Here is a 16718-nt window from a genome sequence, read left to right as displayed (position 1 = left end):
AGGTGTAATTACACTTTAATGACCTAAATAACAATGTTTTGTATTTTTATGTGTGAGTTAATAGTGAGTTTTAATTTTATCAAAAATGAGGTTGTAGTGAACTCTAATATTAGTATTTATTAACAAAAGAGGCCTAGGTTTGCAGTGTTAAATCATTAAATCCATTTTATCATGAAACATGTATTAGGGATATTCCTCTTTTTACTGGCACTCACTGGTCAGGCCCAAAATCTAACCGTTAGCGGTACCGTAAACGGAACTGATGGCTTACCAGTGCCCGGTGTAAGTGTTGTAGTGAAAGGAACATCGATTGGAACAGTAACAAATATTGACGGGATTTTTACCCTTGAGGCCGGACAAGGTGATGTGCTGGTATTTTCTTTTATCGGCATGCGCAGTCAGGAAGTGCCCGTAACATCTTCTACTATTAACATTATAATGGAAGAAGAGCTGACCGACCTTGATGAGGTGGTTGTTATTGGTTATGGTGTTCAAAAGAAAAGCGTGGTTACTGCCGCCATTAGTAGTGTGTCGGCTGAGTCCTTAGAAGCGGCTACGCCTTCACGCATCGAAGATGTATTGAAAGGCCGTGTGTCGGGGGTGCAGATTACCCAAAGCTCGGGCCAGCCCGGTTCCGATTCAAAAGTGAGGATTCGGGGTATTGGTACTATTAATAATAGTGAACCGCTTTACATCGTGGACGGTATGGCTGTAGATGGCGGTATTAACTACCTGAATCCATCCGATATTGAATCTATTGAGGTGTTGAAAGATGCTGCTTCGGCTGCAATCTACGGAGCCCGTGCTGCCAACGGTGTTATTTTGGTTAGTACCAAGTCGGGTAAATCCGGTAAGATGCGCATCAGTTATGATTTCTCTTACGGATGGCAAAACCCATGGACTAAGAAAGCCGTTTTGGATGCCACTGAGTATATGGTACTGATGAATGAGACCAACCTGAATGATGGTTTGTCACCGATCTATTCATCCGACGAAATTGCAGCCGCAGGCAAAGGCACCGACTGGCAGGATGAGACTTTTAATTATGATGCGCCTATTCAAAATCATCAGGTGAGTTTGAGTGGCGGCAGCGATAATGTGAACTACTTTGTATCCTTTGGTTATTTCGATCAGGATGGTATTGTAGGTGGTAACTATGGACGTTCCAACTACGAGCGTTATAGCGTTCGCTCCAATACTACTTATGATGTATTTAAGCAGGAGCGTGCTCTGTTGAGCAGTCTGAAAGTAGGTGTTAACGCTGCTTATTCGCGCATTACCAGTATGGGCATTGATACCAACTCAGAGTTTGGATCAGTGCTGGGTAGTGCCCTGGCCATGAGTCCGCTGGTGCCGGTGTATGCTACCGATCCGGATGCTGTATTGGCAGATTATCCCAACGCTGTAAAAGATGCTGACGGACGTGTATTTTCATTGCCGCCTTCGGGCTTTCAGGAGATTGCCAATCCGGTGGCCATGCTCAATGCACCTACCTATAGTCAGGGCAATTCCGATAAATTTGTATCAACCTTTTGGGGCGAGGTGGATGTTTATAAAGGCATCCGCTTTAAAACCAGTTATGGAGCCGATCTGGCTTTCTGGGGTGATGATGGGTATACTTATCCCCATTATCTGTCATCACAAGGTAAAAATATCGTGCGCAGTAATGTTTCAGCAAGCATGAATCGGGGTTATACCTGGCAAATAGAGAATACTTTGTCCTATGCTAATACCATTGACGATAAACATAATTTCTCGGTTTTACTGGGACAATCGGCGCGTGAGTATAAGATGAAAAATCTGGGTGGAGTGGATTATGATCTGCTTGAGTATATTCCCCATAAATCAGTGATTGACTACGCTATTGGCGATCCGGATGATGAGCGTGTTAATGGAGGTACTGATGGTGTTACCTCGCGCACTCTTGCCTCTTACTTTGGGCGTGTGGATTATAACTTCGATGAGCGCTATATGTTTCAGGCCAGTATCCGCCGCGATGGTTCCTCACGTTTTGGCGCCAACAATAAGTGGGCAACCTTCCCATCGGCCTCGGTAGGCTGGAACCTTACCAACGAAAGCTTTATGGAGGGACGCCCACATTGGTTTGACTATTTGAAGATAAGAGCCAGCTGGGGACGTAATGGTAATGAGCAGATTGGCGATTTTGCCTATACCAGTTTAATGGACGGTAATCAAAACTATTACTTTGGCATTGGCGATAATGAAAACTTGCAGTACGGTACCAGTCCACAGCGCATTCCTAACCCCGATGTTATTTGGGAGGAATCAGAGCAGATTGATATTGGTTTTGATTTGCGACTGTTGAAAAGCCGTTTAGCCGTGGGTTTCGATTACTTTAGAAAAGACACTGAAGGTATGCTGATGGAGCAGCCCATACCGAACTATGTGGGTACCGGAAAACCTATCGCCAACGTGGGCGACATGCGTAACTCAGGTGTGGAGATTGAGTTGTCGTGGAAAGACAATGTGGGCGGCTTTACTTATGGAATATCGGCTAATGCCTCTTATCTGAAGAATGAGCTGATTAACCTGGGTAACGAATCGGGCGAGATATTCCTGGAGAATGCCTTTGGCATCGGAGATTTTGTGCGTGGACAGAATGGTAGCTTCTTTCCCCATTTTTATGGTTATAAAACCAATGGTGTCATTCAAAATCAGGAGCAGCTCGATGCCTATCTGCCTGCTTACAGCATTGCCGGCGACAAAGACAAGATTGGCGTGGGTGATGTGCGCTTTGCCGATACCAACGGTGATGGTGTGATTGATGAAGACGATCGCACACTCATTGGAAAAGGAACGCCTGACTGGACCTACGGTATTAATATTGATGCTGCTTATAAGAATTTCGATTTAACGATTTTCTTGCAGGGTGCCATTGGGGGTGAGATATTTGATTACTCAACACGGAATGATATACCCCGTATGAACCAGCCCGCTTATATGCTTGATCGCTGGCACGGAGAAGGCACATCCAATCATCTGCCTAAGCTATCCACTAAATCATATGGTTATAACTGGAAAGCCTCAGACCTTTATGTGAAGAGTGGTAATTACATCCGCATGAAAAATATTCAGCTGGGCTACACGCTACCAAAAAACATTTTAAGCACGAATTATATTGAACGCTTCAGGGTGTTTGTAGCAGCCGAGAACTTACTGACCATTGCTGCTTACGAAGGTTTTGATCCGGAAATTGCCTCCGGTGAATATACCAGCATTGGGGTCGATCGGGGTATCTATCCCCAGTCGCGCACCATTTCAGTGGGAGCTAACATTACATTCTAATCTGTAAGAAATTATTATCATGAAAAATTATATTAAAGGAATATTCTTCGCGATGCTGATGGGTCTAACGGCCTGTGGCGATGATTTTCTCACCGTTCAGCCCACTTCTAATCAAGAAGCCGGCGGACCGGCTACTGAAGGGGCAATAATGGCCAATATAGGTGCTTGCTATCAAATATTGCTATTCGATAGCTATGCTGACTTTAACTATAACAGTGTGGTGTTTATGTCGGATATTATGTCAGACGATATTTTTAAAGGCGGTGGTAGTGCCGGCGATCAGGCCGTTCTATATAGTATTTCGCAGTACAGTGCATCGGCTACTGAAACACCGGCCGGTCTGTGGAACATCTATTTCAATGGGCTTAATCGTTGTAACAATGCCATAGCAGCTTGCGAAAATGCGGTGGACGTAGATGCTGATCGTCTCGCACAATTAAAGGGCGAAGCCCTGTTTTTACGTGCCTATTATGTGCATTGGCTCTGGAAATTCTGGGGTAATATTCCCTATTTCGAGGAAGAGCTTGAGGCGCCCTATATGGCACCGCAATATACCGCTGATCAGATCTATGCAGAGATAGTCGATGATTTGGATTTTGTGATCAATGAAAGTGGCTTGCCCATGCGCACCGATGTGAACAATCATGGTCGCGTTACCTTGTCAGCAGCTATGATGCTAAAGGCACGTGTGGTAATGTATCAAAATGATTCAGCACGTTTTAGTGAGGTGATGACCGATATGCAACGCATCTATTCTGAGGCTGGCTTTTCCCTGGCCGATTATTCATCGATCTGGGATCGCGAAGGGGAATTTGGTAGTGGCTCCATCTTTGAAGTGAATCACCTGCCGGAAGGCAAGGATTGGGGTGAGGCGTGGGCCGGCTATGGTACCAACCTGCCTGAGTTTATCTCGCCCAATGAGCTGACCGGTGCTGACCTTCTGTCAGGTAGTGATGAATATAAGGGAGGATGGGGCTTTGGTCCTGTGCGTCACGAAACGGTAGCCATCTTTGAAGAGGGCGATCCCCGACTGGCCGCTTCCGTTAATCAGTTTGCCGCCGGTACTTATGTTGAGCGCTTCCAGAATACCAACTATTTTATGGCCAAATATGCCGCCCGTAAGGAATATAACGATGCTCCATACGGCGAGTCGCTCAACTACGAAAATAATGTGCGTGTCTTTCGTTTTGCCGAAACGCTGCTGAATATTGCAGAGTTGGAGATAGTGCATGGGGTGGCTAATACCGGTTTATCGGCACAGGATGCCATGGATATGGTGCGCAACCGTGTGGGCATCGCCAGCATACCGGCTACCACAGAGAATATTAAGTTGGAGCGTCGTCGCGAGTTTTTGGGTGAAGGAATGCGTTACTGGGATCTGGTTCGCTGGGGCGATACGGATTTACTCAACGAGTCTATTCCGGAATTCTCATCGGAGCGCACCTGGTCGGTGAATAAGAAACACCTGCCCATACCATTGGGCGAGATTAACCGCACCGAAGGTGATTTTAAACTTGTGCAAAACCCCTATTAATCCGGTTTGTGTTAAATCCTCTAAAAATGAAGACAATGAAAATGAAAATAATATCGGGCATCAGCTTTTTAATGGCAGCCTTGCTGCTGATAAGCTGCGATCCCAATGAATTTGATAAGTCGGGACTGGGCTTGAATTCAGCCCCTTCCGATGATTCCATGGCTTTTACTATTACGCCTAAAGCCGATGATCCATTTCGTTTTATCCTTACCAATACAACGCCTACCGAGGGCACTGTATTAATCACCTGGAAACTGGGCAATGGCACCGTGTTGCAAGGGCAGCAGGTAGAGGCCTATTATCCACTGCCGGGAACCTATGATCTTACCTTAACCATTACGGCCAATAACGGGCAGTCAGCAGCTAAGGTAGAACAAGTGACGCAAACCGAAACAGATTACTCCTTCCTGGATAGTCCCGTGCTTAACTTCCTGTCGGGCGGTTCTGATGCGGTGGATGGAAAAACCTGGGTGGTCGACAGCCTTTATCGCGGACACTTTGGTATTGGCCCTGCAGGTGGTGACTGGCCCGAGTGGTGGGCGGCTAACCCCTTGCAAAAAACAGGATCCGGTGCCTACGACGATGAGTTTACCTTTAAGCTGGTTGAGTTTGTTTTCGACTACAAGAATAATGGAGATTCGTATGTTAAAGATTATCAAAAGGATTTACCTTATTACTCCAATCCGGTGGAGGTGGACGGCGTTGATTGCCGTGTGAATTATACGCCTAGGCCTGCTACCTGGACAGTGACAGAGCGGGATGGGGTAAACTATCTTAGTTTCAGCTCAGAAACACCTGTTTTTCTTGGCTTTGATTATGGCGGAAGCTATGAATATCGCATCGATATGATCAATGAGAATGAGGTGCATCTGAGTACCATTGGGGGTGGCCCCGGAGATCGTTGGTACAATATCTTAATCCGCAAAGGGTATGAGCGTCCGGTGATTGAAAAACCCATCGAGGCACGCGACCTGATGGATGATTTTGAGGGCAATGGAAATATCGATTGGTTTATCGCTGAAGTAGAGCAGTTTGGTGCCATCAGTAATTTTGCCCCCGTACCCATTAATGAATCGCCCAACATTGGTATCTACAAGAAGGGTGCTTTCGAGTGGACCAACGTGGCTGTTACACTGGATTACCGTCTTGATCTGTCAGAGCGCAATGTGTTTAGCATGAAAGTGTTTATGCCGGGCTTTAATGATTATGTGACGGAGTGTAACCCCGGTACAGATTGGCTGCCAACACACAATCTGATGCCTCAGATTGATGTGAAGCTACATGATAGTAAGCTCGGCGGCGACGCCTGGACAACTCAGCAGGTACGTGGACATATACTCAGCGAAGATCAGCTGGGCAAATGGGTTGAGTTGGAGTTTGACTTTAGTGATGTGGCAGACCGCACTGACTTTGATAAAATTGTAGTTCAGTTTGGAATGGAGGGGCATTGTAATCCCGGCATCTTCTATATGGACGACTTTATGCTGAAGTAAGAGCAGGAATAGATAAAAGGAGGATTTTTATCGATAATAATTATCCTCCTTTATTTTTTACCCGAAACCGAAAAATCGATGAAACAGATACCTGCAACAATGTTACTTACGCTTCTCATGCCTTTAACCTTGCTGGCATGCAGTAGTAAGGAGGATGCGCCTTCTTATGAGCCTGATTTTTCCTACGAAAAAGATACGGATAATGCCAATTATGTGGTGTTCACTAATCAATCTCAAGGCGATTATCTTTATGTGGAGTGGGACTTTGGCAATGGTGCTACCAGCGGAAAGTCAACCGATAAGGACAAAGTACACACCATTTACTATCCGCTTAAAGGGAGTTATGAGGTTGAACTCAGGCTCTGGGGTTCAAAGAACACCTCGAGCGACACTAAAACAGTGCGACAAACCGTGGTAATTGATGCCGATGATCCGGATTATGTGAATCCTGAAGACCTCCTTTGGTCAGATGAGTTTAATGGCTCAACGATAAATTTTGCCAACTGGACTTTTGAAACCGGCGATCATGGCTGGGGTAATCAGGAGTTGCAGAATTATACCAATGGCGATAATGCCCATATAGAAGAGGGTAAGTTGATCATCACGGCCCAAAAGGTGAATGATGATAAGACACAGGGTTCCTACACCTCGTCTCGCATCATAAGCAAGGGGAAACAGGCATTTACCTATGGACGTATCGAGGTGCGGGCTAAGTTGCCGCATGGCACAGGCGTGTGGCCGGCGATATGGCTCTTGGGTGCCAACTTCGATCAGGTTGGATGGCCGGCCTGTGGCGAGATTGATATGATGGAGTACGTGGGGTTCGAACCGAATGTTATTCATAGTTCGCTTCACAATAATGCCAGTTATGGTGCCACAGTAAACACAGCTTCGCTGGTGGTAGATAATTGCGAGGAGGACTTTAATGTTTATGGTATGCTGTGGACCGAGAATAGCATTAGCTTTTATGTGAACGACCGGGCAAATCCCTTTTACACCTACGCGCCCGAATCGAAAAATGCTGATAACTGGCCCTTTAATAAGCCACATTTCATCATCCTGAATGTTGCAGTAGGTGGTACCTGGGGCGGTGCACAGGGTATCGATAACAGCATCTTTCCGCAGACCATGGAGATAGACTATGTGCGGGTATTTAAACACAAATAATGTTAACAATATGATACTGAAGACGAATGTACTATTGCTGATGGCCTTTCTGCTGCTGGCATGCAGTGAGCAAGGGCCTCCGAAAGTTTTTACCGATGATGCCAATGTGGCCGCCCAAGTGGAAGATTTACTGGCACAGATGACCCTGGAGGAAAAAGTGGGACAGATGAATCAGTACAATGGTTTTTATGATGTTACAGGGCCGGCACCCTCAGAGGGCGATGCCAAAAATAAATATGAGCATCTTAAAAAGGGTTGGGTAGGCTCTATGCTTAATGTGAGTGGGGCAGCTCAGGTGCGCGAGATGCAGCGCATCGCCGTGGAAGAGACCCGATTAGGGATTCCACTCATTTTTGGGCTGGATGTGATTCATGGACATAAGACCTTGGCACCCATACCGCTGGCAGAGTCGGCCAGCTGGGATCTGGAAGCCATAGAGAAGTCAGCTCGTGTAGCCGCTATAGAAGCATCAGCGCGCGGTATCAATTGGACCTTCGCACCCATGGTGGACATATCGCGCGATGCCCGCTGGGGACGTGTAATGGAAGGTGCCGGAGAAGATCCTTACCTGGGGGCACAGATCGGAGTGGCCCGTATCAAAGGTTTTCAGGGCGATGACCTGTCGGCACATAACACCATTGCTGCCTGTGCCAAACATTTTGCAGGCTATGGTTTTGCCGAGGCCGGTCGCGACTACAATACCGTAGATGTGGGTACATCAACCCTTTATAATGTTATTTTTCCGCCTTTTAAAGCGGCTGTTGAGCATGATGTAAAAACGGTGATGAACGCCTTTAACATCCTCAATGGCATACCGGCCACTGCCAATGCCTGGCTTCAACGCGATATACTGAAGCAGAAATGGGGCTTTAAGGGTTATGTCATTTCCGACTGGGGCAGTGGTTTCGAGATGATCGCTCATGGCTATGCCAAAGATCTGGAGCAAGTGGCTGAATTGTCGGCTAATGCCGGATCGGATATGGATATGGAGTCTTATGCTTATGTGAAGCACCTGGCTGATCTGGTGCGTGCCGGTAAGGTAGAGGAGGCAAAAATTGATGAGGCCGTACGCCGCATCCTGACGGTAAAATTTGAGTTGGGTTTGTTTGACGATCCTTACAGGTATTGCGATGCGCAGCGCGAGAAAGAGCTTATTTATCACGATGACCATAAGGCGGCCGTGCTGGATATGGCACGTAAATCCATTGTGTTATTGAAAAATGAAGGAGAACTCCTGCCTTTGTCAAAATCACAAAAGCGCATAGCGCTGATCGGTGCCCTTGCCGATGACAATAATAGTCCTTTAGGTAGCTGGCGCATAGGCTCAGACGATAATACTGCGGTTTCGGTGCGCGATGGGCTTAAGGCCTACTCAGCACAGGTTGAGTATGCCAAGGGAGCGGATGTGGTAACCGGCGAAACGGCTTTTGCAGTGCCTCTTAATATCAACAATAACGACCGTAGTGGTTTTGCCGAAGCAGTGCGCCTGGCACGGAAATCCGAAGTAGTGGTGATGGTGCTGGGGGAGCATGGTTTTCACAGTGGCGAAGGAAGAAGCCGGGTGAATATAGGACTACCGGGTGTTCAGCAGGACTTGCTTGAAGCGGTTTATAAGGTGAATAAAAATATTGTGCTGGTGTTGATGAATGGTCGTCCCCTGGCTTTGCCCTGGGCAGATAAGCACATACCGGCCATTGTGGAGGCCTGGCAGCTGGGAACCATGACGGGTCACGCCGTAGCCGATGTGCTGTTTGGTGCCTATAATCCTTCGGGTAAGCTCACCATGTCATTTCCACGTCATGTGGGACAGTGTCCTATCTACTATAACCATTATAATACCGGACGTCCAACAGGGGGCAATGGTGTTTTCTGGTCGCACTATACCGACGAGTCCAACGATCCGCTCTATCCCTTCGGTTATGGTTTGAGTTACACGACTTTTAGCTACGATAAGCTGCAAGTGCAGGTGGAGCCGGGCAACAAGGTGACGGTATCGGTGGAGGTTACCAATAGCGGTGAGCGTGCCGGCGAAGAGGTGACACAATTGTATCTTCACGATAAAGTGGCCTCAGTGGCACGTCCGGTGAAGGAGCTGAAAGGCTTTAAAAAATATAGATTAGAACCTGGGGAAACCAAGACACTCACTTTCGAACTTACCCCGACTGAATTGGGTTTTTATGATAATGAAGGTGAGTTCATCGTGGAGCCGGGAGCCTTCTCGCTAATGGTGGGTACCAACTCACAAGAAGGTCTGTGGGCCGATTTCAACTGGTGATAATCATCGGGGTAATCATAATTAAGTACTACGAGGGCTGCCATTGGGTAGCCCTCGTGTTTTAAGGGTAGTGGCTCAAAATATAAATTTTATCTTTGTCAGTTAGGTAATGGACGGTTTGAATTTCGCGTCCAGTCTGTATTTCAAGGTATTTTTATAATTAATAGCATGAGTCATCGTAATCATTTTTTTATCATTATTTTTTGTATCTGTTCCATCCTGTCTTGCCAGCAGCCACAGGAATCGCCACGCAGCCGTACGTCACTCGATTTTGATTGGAAGTTTATTCAGGCCGATGTAAAGGGAGCCGAGCAGCCGGGCTTTAACGATTCAGCCTGGCGCAGCCTTAACGTGCCCCACGACTGGAGTATCGAAGGGGCGTATGATGAGGATAATCCCGCCGGCATAGCGGGTGCTTTTCTGCCCACGGGCATTGGCTGGTACCGAAAGCAGCTGCATTTTGATAACCTGAATGCGGATGATAAGTATTTTGTTGAGTTTGACGGAGTGTATATGAACAGCGAGGTATGGATCAACGGTCATCATTTGGGCAAGCGACCCTACGGATACATTAGTTTTAGCTACGACTTAACACCCTACCTCCAAGCGGGTAATAATGTGCTGGCCGTGCGTGTCGATCATTCTAAAGCACCCAGTGGACGGTGGTACACTGGCTCTGGCATCTACCGCCATGTGTGGCTCACAAAAACAAGTAAGTTATACATACCACAGTGGGGCACTTCGGTTACTACACCATCGGTAAGTGAAAAGGAAGCTTTGGTACAACTCAGTATTGAGCTGAAGAATGAAAGCGGAAACGAGCAGGAGGTGCAGTTGATAAGCAGTATCCTGAATACGGCTGGAGATAGGGTGGCTGTGGCAAGTACTGCACTTACGCTGCACGATACTGCCACTCACATGCAACAGTTTAAGGTGAGGGAGCCACAATTGTGGTCGCCCGCGCATCCCCATATGTACACCATTAATACGCAGTTGTTGATCGATGGACGTTGTGTGGATGAGTACGAAACGCCATTGGGCATTCGTTCAATAGAGTTAAGGGGCAGTAAGGGATTCTTCCTGAATGGTGAATCCATCAAGTTTAAAGGACTCAGTAATCACCACGATGCCGGGCCGGTGGGGGCTGCGGTACCCGACGATGTGTTGTACAAGCGTTTGAAAATGCTCAAGGATATGGGCTGTAATGCCTTGCGTACAACCCACAATCCCTTTTCGCCTACTTTTTATCAGATGTGTGATACCATGGGATTTTTGGTCATGAACGAGGCTTTCGATGGCTGGTGGCGCCCCAAAGCGAAACATGATTATGGCCATTATTTTAAAGCGTGGTGGCAGCGCGATTTAACGGATTTCATCAGGCGCGACCGTAACCATCCTTCCGTGGTAATCTGGAGCATTGGCAACGAAGTGCATGGCTTTACAGCCGACGAACAAAAAACGCTGGTTGATTTTGTGCGTCAGTTGGATGCTACGCGACCCATCACGCAGGGACGCGGATACAGCGCTCCTCATATTGATATTGCCGGCTTTAATGGACATGGGGAATACAGAGGTAGCCTGGAATCCTATCATCAGGCACATCCCGATCAAAGCATCATTGGAACCGAGATAACCCACACACTACAAACCCGCGGTGTGTACCGTACACAAACCTGGTATCGCACCAAGGATAATCCGGCACCCTGGGAGCGTCCCGAGGATTTTAAGCGGATGGAAGACAGAGTATATAAAATTGACGATTTGAGCCAAAGCGAAGTTTTTACCGGTATAACGCCTAAATATCAGTCGTCGTACGATAATTCCATTGTGAGGGTGGGCGTGCGAGATGATTGGAATCGTGTGGAAGCTAAGGATTATTATCTGGGTAACTTCAGATGGACAGGCTTTGATTATCTGGGTGAGTCTTTTGGCTGGCCTGCACGAACAGCTAACTTTGGCATCATCGACCTGGCCGGCTTCCCCAAAGATCATTACTATTTGTACCAGAGCCTATGGAGCGATGAGCCCATGGTGCACCTGCTGCCTCACTGGACACACCCCGGCAAAGATGGAGTAGAGATTCCTGTAGTAGTTTATACCAATTGTGAGTCGGCTGAATTATTCCTCAATGGCAGCTCACTGGGCGAAAGGCAGATGTCGCATGAGCGACAGCTTGTATGGCAGGTGCCCTACCGGCCAGGCGAATTGCGTGTGGTAGCCAAAAACAATGGCAGTGTAGTAGCGGAGAAAAGCTATCGGACAGCCGGAAAGGCGGCTCGCTTGAAAATAGAAACAGACAGGCAATCCATTCGTCCCAACCAGGCCGATGTGATTCATTGTGAAGTGAGCGTATGCGACAGTGCCGGCGTGATGCTGCCCCATGCCAATCATTTAATCCGCTTCGATGTGCAAGGTCCCGCCCGTATCATCGGTGTGGAAAATGGCGACATCCTGGATTTAAGCCCGGCCAAAAGCAACACACGCAAGGCTTTTATGGGTAAATGCCTCCTGCTCGTTCAGGTAACTGATCAGCCCGGGCCTATCCAAATCACCGCCTCATCCGAAGAGCTGGAGCCGATACGTGTTGAGGTTGTAGCGAAATAGATGCGTGATGCAAAGGTTGATTTATGGTGATGGGTAGGGAGAATATTATCCCAAATAGCGATATTTTAAACCAAAATGTATTGTAAGTTATTGACCCTGTTTATTTCAGAATAAGTTTGTGCTTCATGAAACCGTATCCAGGGCGTGGTGCTGTTTCATTAACAAAAAGTATTGAACGAATTATAAGAAGACGACATGAAGAAAATTATGCTGGTATTTTTAAGCTGTTGCCTTTTGGTGGCATGCAGTACTGACGACTCCTTAACGATGCCTGGAAATATTACTGTGCAGGGCGATAAATTTGTGGATGACCATGGCCGTGAGGTCATCCTCCATGGGATTAACGTAGTGAACAAAAATCCGGATGAAGGCTATATTTATAATGGTGGCCCCGAGTTTTATAAATTATTGAAGCAGCAGGGTTTTAACAGCATCCGCTTTATTATTATCTGGGATGGGCTGGAGCCTGAGCCCGGTGTGTACAACGAAGCCTATTTGCAGGAAATTGATAAACGGATAGAGTGGGCTGCTGCCAATGGCCTGTTTGTTATTTTGGATATGCATCAGGATTTGTTTAGTGTTAAATATGCAGATGGTGCCCCTGAATGGGCAACTATCACCGAAGGAAAAGAGCATACAACCGGGGCTATCTGGAGCGATGCTTACATGATGAGTGAGGCTGTGCAAACCGCTTTTGATAATTTCTGGAATAATACACCGGCAACCGATGGTGTGGGTGTTCAGGATCATTATGCCCAGGTGTGGCAACATGTGGCGAAACGCTATGCCACCAACCCGGCTGTAATTGGTTATGATATTATGAATGAACCCTTTCCCGGATCGGGTGCACAGCAGGCGATGCCTGCCATGTTAAAGGCTTATGGTGAGTTGGTGTATAAAATAAAGGGCGAAATAATGAGTGAAGAAGAGTTATTGATGACCTGGGCCGATGAGAGTAGACGAACGAAGGCACTGGAATTTTTATCAACCGAAGAAAACTATTCTTACGTAATCGATGCCTTGTACCCCTTTAACAAAGCTTTTGAAACAAAGCATCTGCAGAGCATGTATCAAAGGGTGGCAAATGCTATTCGTGAAGTGGATCAGCAATCGATCTTATTTTTGGAGCACAGCTATTTCAGTAACATGGGGGTGCCCAGTAGTATTGAACGTGTGACACTTAAAAATGGTCAGCCCGACCCACTGGTGGCCTATGCACCCCATGGCTACGATCTGGTAACCGATACACAGGATGCGGCCGCCGCTAAATCAGAGCGGGTAAAGTTTATTTATCAGCGCATTAAAGAAACGGGTGAACGAATGAGTATGCCCGTGTGGTTGGGCGAGTGGGGGGCCTATTATAGTTTTGGTGAGGAGATAACACCCGTTGCGCAATTTGCCATGAGCCTCATTGAAAAGCATAATTTTGGTCAGGCCTACTGGTCGTACACACCGGGGACAGAAGATAAACACTATTTTAAAAATGCACTTTTACGGCCTTACCCGGCCTATATCAATGGAGAGCTAATTGCTTATGCCTATGACAGGACTGATGGTGTTTTTGAAATGACATGGAATGAAGATGAAGCCAATAAGGCTGAAACACTTGTGTTTATTCCGGCTATAGCGCGTGTTAGTCAAGCGGAGTTACCGGCCGGCACCCTCATTCGTCCGCTAGCTGAAACGGAGCACGGGTGGTTAGTCATTCCGCCCAATGCTAACAAGCGACAAAGAACACTCAGGTTGAAGCTTAAATAAACTGCAGATTATGCGGTTGAAATGTAGTTAAATAGCTATTTGCGAAATTGGATATGTAATTTTCTAAGTTCGTTAAGTAGATGAAGCGCAAAGAATACAAGTTTGAAAAATCATTCAACAACTTGTACTCTTTGCGTTTTTATTACGTGGTCATACTATGAGACTCGAATTTTGCTATTCTCTTTTCTGAAAGCATGGCGTTCCATGTTAGGCATATCGTCTGCCATGTCTTCATCGGTATATGATCAATGATATTTGTCCTTATTTCATATTTAAAACCAAACAATCCTTGTATTTTTGAAGGTACAATTTTAAACCTGCTATATTCGTAAAATTCATGAATTTTTCAGGGAAAAGATATTAAAGGCAAATTATATATGAGACAGCTAAAAAAAGTAGGCATCCTTACTTCGGGAGGTGATGCGCCCGGTATGAATGCGGCCATACGCGCCGTTGTGAGAGCCGGTATATGCAATAATATGGAAGTCATGGGTATTATGCAGGGCTATCAGGGAATGATCAATAATATTATGGAACCCATGACCTCTAAGTCTGTGAGTAATATCATAAGCAAGGGAGGAACGATCTTGAAGTCGGCCAGGAGTAAGGAGTTCAGAACAGTTGAAGGTCGTCAGAAAGCCTATGATAATCTGAAGAAAAATGGTATCGATTGTCTGGTAGTTATCGGTGGCGATGGTACCTTCAACGGGGCGCGCGTTTTTAGTAGTGAGCATGATATACCAATCGTGGGAGTTCCCGGAACCATTGATAATGATCTGTTTGGCACCGATTATACCTTGGGTTATGACACGGCTCTGAACACAGTGGTAGAAGCGGTGGATAAAATTCGCGATACAGCGAGTGCCCACGATCGCATATTTTTTGTTGAGGTGATGGGGCGCGATGCCGGTTTCCTGGCTTTGCGCAGCGGTATAGCCTCGGGTGCAGAGGCAATATTGGTGCCTGAGATTGATATGGACTTTAAGCAGCTGTATAACTACCTTGAAAATGGCCATAACAAGGATAAGAGCAGCAGTATAGTAATTGTTGCCGAGGGTGAGAAAATAAACGGGGGCGCTATTATGCTGGCTGATAAAATTAAAAAAGAATATCCTCATTTCGATCCACGGGTTACTATTCTGGGACATATCCAACGAGGTGGTTCACCCTCGGCCTTCGACAGGGTTACCGCTAGTCGCATGGGGGTGTCAGCCATTGAAGCACTCGTGGATGGGCAACGCAATGTAATGCTTGGACTGGTAAACAGGAGCATTACCCTGGTGCCCTTCAATCAGGCACTCAAGCATAAAAAACAGCTCAACCCCGGTTTGCTTGAACTTACCGAGGTGCTGTCTATCTAAATATTTAACCCCCGGAGTTGCTATCCGGGGGTTAGTACAAATTCTGCCCCAATGAAGCTAAAGCATATTCTGGAAACCCCTTTTGATCTGTTGGATTCTTTTAAGAGCAGACTATTTTTTGTCTTGTTCATAACGAATTATATTATTTTGTTTTTGTTAATATACCGACCGTATAATCTGGAGCAGTGGTATATTTTTTCGGATGGAAACAAAACATTGTCCTTCTTGGTCTTAGGCCTTATTGGAGGTGCTTTTTATGCCTTGTCTCAACTGCTTATCAGAAGCTTCCTTAATTTTAAGCAGTTTACGCTTAAGCATTTTGCTTTATGGACAATTGTAGAAATACTTATACTTACAGCTATTCTAACAATTATTTATGATGCTTTTAATGGTTTATTGAATAGTTTGTTAGAGTTTTTCTCGAACCTTAGATATATATTTATTACCCTTGTGTTGCCCTACAGTTTTTCTTTGGTTATCCTTTCATTGTTTAAATCCAGAACTGAAATTATTGAGCTGCGACGTGCGAACCAGTCCTCAAGTCATTCTTCAAATACGCTTATCAGGTTTCCCGATGAAAATGGCAATGTGAAGGTTTCTATTTTGTCTGATGATGTGCTTTATCTCGTGTCGACTGATAATTACATTAATATATACTATTTAAATGACGAACAGGTGCGTACAGAGTTGATTCGTAATTCGCTTAAAAATCTTGAAGCTTATCTCGACGTTTATCCGATCGAAAGATGTCATCGGTCCTATATGATTAATGTTGATAAGATTTCAATGATCAAAAAAAGCGGATCGAAGCTAAAGGCCAAATTAAACAATGCAGAGGTCATGATACCTATTTCCAAGACCTATCGTCATCTGTTTGACTGCTATCTTTTAAATTAGTAGTCAGGGGCGCAGTGTAACTGCATATTGATAATGGAAGATGGGATCCTGAAAATATCGTAACGGTTCCTTATGTGCATCTTGCTTCTAGGGAACCGTTCCTGATATTCAACCCACTCCGGGGTTGGTGAATAATGTACGATGAATACCACAGGTTGTCACCTGCGGCTATAGATATTTGAACCCTTCGGGTTCAGAATTAAAATCTACTGACGCATACCCAAGGTCCTCATTCATTGATGTTTGACCCGTTCCTTATTCACTTTTAAGTCCTTCGAGGTCTAAGAAAAGTATTTACTTTATAAGTGCCGTGTACATTCTTC

General features: G+C 45.9%; 9 protein-coding genes. All 9 read left to right on the top strand.

Going from position 1 to position 16718, the window contains the following annotated elements; all coding sequences use genetic code 11:
• The first annotated feature begins 171 nt into the window (after positions 1-171).
• A complete protein-coding gene (locus tag ACRD7A_RS07115) occupies positions 172-3306 on the top strand; it encodes a SusC/RagA family TonB-linked outer membrane protein (RefSeq protein ID WP_430810440.1) in 3135 nt (1044 codons plus the stop codon).
• A gap of 19 nt (positions 3307-3325) precedes the next feature.
• Positions 3326-4840: a RagB/SusD family nutrient uptake outer membrane protein gene (locus tag ACRD7A_RS07110; RefSeq protein ID WP_430810439.1), complete on the top strand. Its 1515-nt coding sequence runs from the start codon at positions 3326-3328 to the stop codon at positions 4838-4840.
• Positions 4841-4866: 26 nt separating this feature from the next.
• On the top strand, positions 4867-6333 hold the full coding sequence (locus ACRD7A_RS07105; RefSeq protein WP_430817937.1) for a PKD domain-containing protein: 1467 nt from the start codon (positions 4867-4869) through the stop codon (positions 6331-6333).
• 78 nt (positions 6334-6411) lie between these two features.
• Complete coding sequence (locus ACRD7A_RS07100) at positions 6412-7500, top strand: family 16 glycosylhydrolase (protein ID WP_430810437.1); 1089 nt, start codon at positions 6412-6414, stop codon at positions 7498-7500.
• A 10-nt stretch (positions 7501-7510) separates the two neighbouring features.
• Positions 7511-9775 carry a beta-glucosidase BglX gene (bglX, locus tag ACRD7A_RS07095; protein ID WP_430810436.1) on the top strand — a complete coding sequence of 755 codons (2265 nt, stop codon included), beginning with the start codon at positions 7511-7513 and terminating at the stop codon, positions 9773-9775.
• 168 nt (positions 9776-9943) lie between these two features.
• Positions 9944-12379 carry a glycoside hydrolase family 2 TIM barrel-domain containing protein gene (locus ACRD7A_RS07090; RefSeq protein WP_430810435.1) on the top strand — a complete coding sequence of 812 codons (2436 nt, stop codon included), beginning with the start codon at positions 9944-9946 and terminating at the stop codon, positions 12377-12379.
• Positions 12380-12574: 195 nt separating this feature from the next.
• The gene (locus ACRD7A_RS07085) at positions 12575-14137 is read left to right on the top strand and encodes a cellulase family glycosylhydrolase (protein ID WP_430810434.1); all 1563 of its coding nucleotides are present in this window, start codon (positions 12575-12577) and stop codon (positions 14135-14137) included.
• 377 nt (positions 14138-14514) lie between these two features.
• Positions 14515-15498 carry a 6-phosphofructokinase gene (gene pfkA / locus ACRD7A_RS07080; protein WP_430810433.1) on the top strand — a complete coding sequence of 328 codons (984 nt, stop codon included), beginning with the start codon at positions 14515-14517 and terminating at the stop codon, positions 15496-15498.
• A 51-nt stretch (positions 15499-15549) separates the two neighbouring features.
• On the top strand, positions 15550-16395 hold the full coding sequence (locus ACRD7A_RS07075) for a LytR/AlgR family response regulator transcription factor (RefSeq protein ID WP_430810432.1): 846 nt from the start codon (positions 15550-15552) through the stop codon (positions 16393-16395).
• Positions 16396-16718 lie beyond the last annotated feature (323 nt).

The organism is Carboxylicivirga longa, from assembly GCF_050589825.1.
Classification (GTDB): Bacteria; Bacteroidota; Bacteroidia; order Bacteroidales; family Marinilabiliaceae; genus Carboxylicivirga; species Carboxylicivirga longa.
This window is presented reverse-complemented; position numbering and strand designations above follow the sequence as displayed.

What these genes read in the sequence shown, in the direction of transcription:
- ACRD7A_RS07115 (WP_430810440.1), top strand. Translation starts at nt 172, where the DNA reads ATGAAACATGTATTAGGGATATTCCTCTTTTTACTGGCACTCACTGGT.
- ACRD7A_RS07110 (WP_430810439.1), top strand. Translation starts at nt 3,326, where the DNA reads ATGAAAAATTATATTAAAGGAATATTCTTCGCGATGCTGATGGGTCTA.
- ACRD7A_RS07105 (WP_430817937.1), top strand. Translation starts at nt 4,867, where the DNA reads ATGAAGACAATGAAAATGAAAATAATATCGGGCATCAGCTTTTTAATG.
- ACRD7A_RS07100 (WP_430810437.1), top strand. Translation starts at nt 6,412, where the DNA reads ATGAAACAGATACCTGCAACAATGTTACTTACGCTTCTCATGCCTTTA.
- bglX (WP_430810436.1), top strand. Translation starts at nt 7,511, where the DNA reads ATGATACTGAAGACGAATGTACTATTGCTGATGGCCTTTCTGCTGCTG.
- ACRD7A_RS07090 (WP_430810435.1), top strand. Translation starts at nt 9,944, where the DNA reads ATGAGTCATCGTAATCATTTTTTTATCATTATTTTTTGTATCTGTTCC.
- ACRD7A_RS07085 (WP_430810434.1), top strand. Translation starts at nt 12,575, where the DNA reads ATGAAGAAAATTATGCTGGTATTTTTAAGCTGTTGCCTTTTGGTGGCA.
- pfkA (WP_430810433.1), top strand. Translation starts at nt 14,515, where the DNA reads ATGAGACAGCTAAAAAAAGTAGGCATCCTTACTTCGGGAGGTGATGCG.
- ACRD7A_RS07075 (WP_430810432.1), top strand. Translation starts at nt 15,550, where the DNA reads ATGAAGCTAAAGCATATTCTGGAAACCCCTTTTGATCTGTTGGATTCT.